Annotated in this window: 1 protein-coding gene; it reads left to right on the top strand. The window is 69.9% G+C overall.

From position 1 onward, the window contains the following. Positions 1–145: 145 nt before the first annotated feature. Positions 146–1,603, top strand: a 1,458-nt coding sequence (locus tag PWG71_RS28580; RefSeq protein ID WP_274813181.1) for an ISL3 family transposase, incomplete at its 3' end; no start/stop codon positions are given.

Below are 1,603 nucleotides of genomic sequence, written 5' to 3'. Positions count from 1 at the left end.
TGTCAATGGCCAGTGTGTTTGGCTCTGATCCAATCTCTGTGAAGCCGCCACACGGAGTGAGCACCGATGTCAGGATGTCGATTCGTGTGACTACGACCCCCTACGCACGCTCCTGCCCCATCTGCGTGATGTCCGAGTGGACACCGTGACCGCCAGCAGCGGCGAGCTGACCATCGAGGCCTCAACGGCCACCCGCCAGGCTCCGTGCCCCGACTGCGGAACCGTCTCCGCCCACGTCCACGGCCACTACCAGCGCCGACTCCAGGACACCCCCATCGGCGGCCAGCCCGCCACCATCCACCTGCGCGTCCACCGGTTCCGCTGCGCCAGCACCGCGTGCGAACGCCGCACGTTCGCCGAACAGGTCGACGGACTCACCCGCCCCTACGCCCGCCGCACACCCCACCACCACCAGGCGTTGGAGGCCATCGCGCTCTCGCTGGTCGGACGTCCCGGAGCCCGCCTGGCCCGCACGCTCTGCGCCCCGACCAGCCCGAACTCCCTGATCAGGATTCTGCACGCCCGGCCCGATGAGCCGCCCAGCAGCGTTCCCCGTGTCCTGGGGGTGGACGACTTCGCCCTCAAACGCCGCCACGTCTACGCCACGATCCTGTTGGACATGGAGACCGGCCGCCGAGTGGACGTCCTTCCCGACCGCACGGCCGACACCTTCGCTGCCTGGCTGCGCGACCACCCCGGGGTGGAGATCGTGTGCCGGGATCGGGCCAGCGCCTACGCCGAGGCCGTCCGTTCCGCCGCACCCGAGGCGGTGCAGGTCGCGGACCGCTTCCACCTGTGGAAAAACCTGTGCGAGGCGGTCGACAAGTGCGTGGCCGCCCACCGCGACTGCCTCGCCGAACCAGCCGCTGAACCCGCGCAGACCGACACGGAGCCAACGCCGGCCCCGGCAGCGATGGAAGGGGTTCGGGCTGCTCAAAGGCGAGAACGACATACCGCGGTACACGCCCTGTTGGACAAGGGACTGGGTATCTCAGCGATCGCCGATGCCCTGGGTTTCGACCGCAAGACCGTCCGCCGCTACGCGCACGCCCCGACCCCGCAGGACCTGCCCGTGGGCGAGGGCCGCCGGGGCACCCTCATCCAGCCCTACCTGGCCTACCTGCACCAACGGTGGAACGAGGGGCGCACGGACGCGGTCCGGCTATGCGCGGAGATCCGTGAGCAGGGCTACCAAGGTAGCGAACGCACCGTGCGCCGCCACCTTGAGCCGCTCCGGAGCAGCGGGCGGCCCGCACCACCGGCGCCCGAGGCGCTGACCGTCCGCCAGGCCACGGGGCTGATCACCAGCCTGCCCAGCCGGTTGAAGCCCAAGCAGGAGGTGAAGCTGAAGGAGTTGCTCGGCCGCTGTCCGGAGCTGGACCGGGTCGCCGGGTGCGTGCGCTCCTTCGCCACGATGATGCGGGAGAAAAAGGGGCAGGACCTGGAGGCGTGGCTGGCCACTGCCGAGGCGACCGAGATGCAGCCGGTGCAGAGCTTCGTCCGCGGGTTGCGCCAGGACTTCGACGCGGTGACCGCCGGGCTCACCCTGGAGTGGAGCTCCGGCCGTGTGGAAGGCAACGTGTGTCGGATCAAGGCGCTCAAG

It is taken from the genome of Nocardiopsis sp. N85 (genome assembly GCF_028882275.1).
GTDB classification, from domain to species: domain Bacteria; phylum Actinomycetota; class Actinomycetes; order Streptosporangiales; family Streptosporangiaceae; genus Nocardiopsis; species Nocardiopsis lambiniae.
This window is presented reverse-complemented; position numbering and strand designations above follow the sequence as displayed.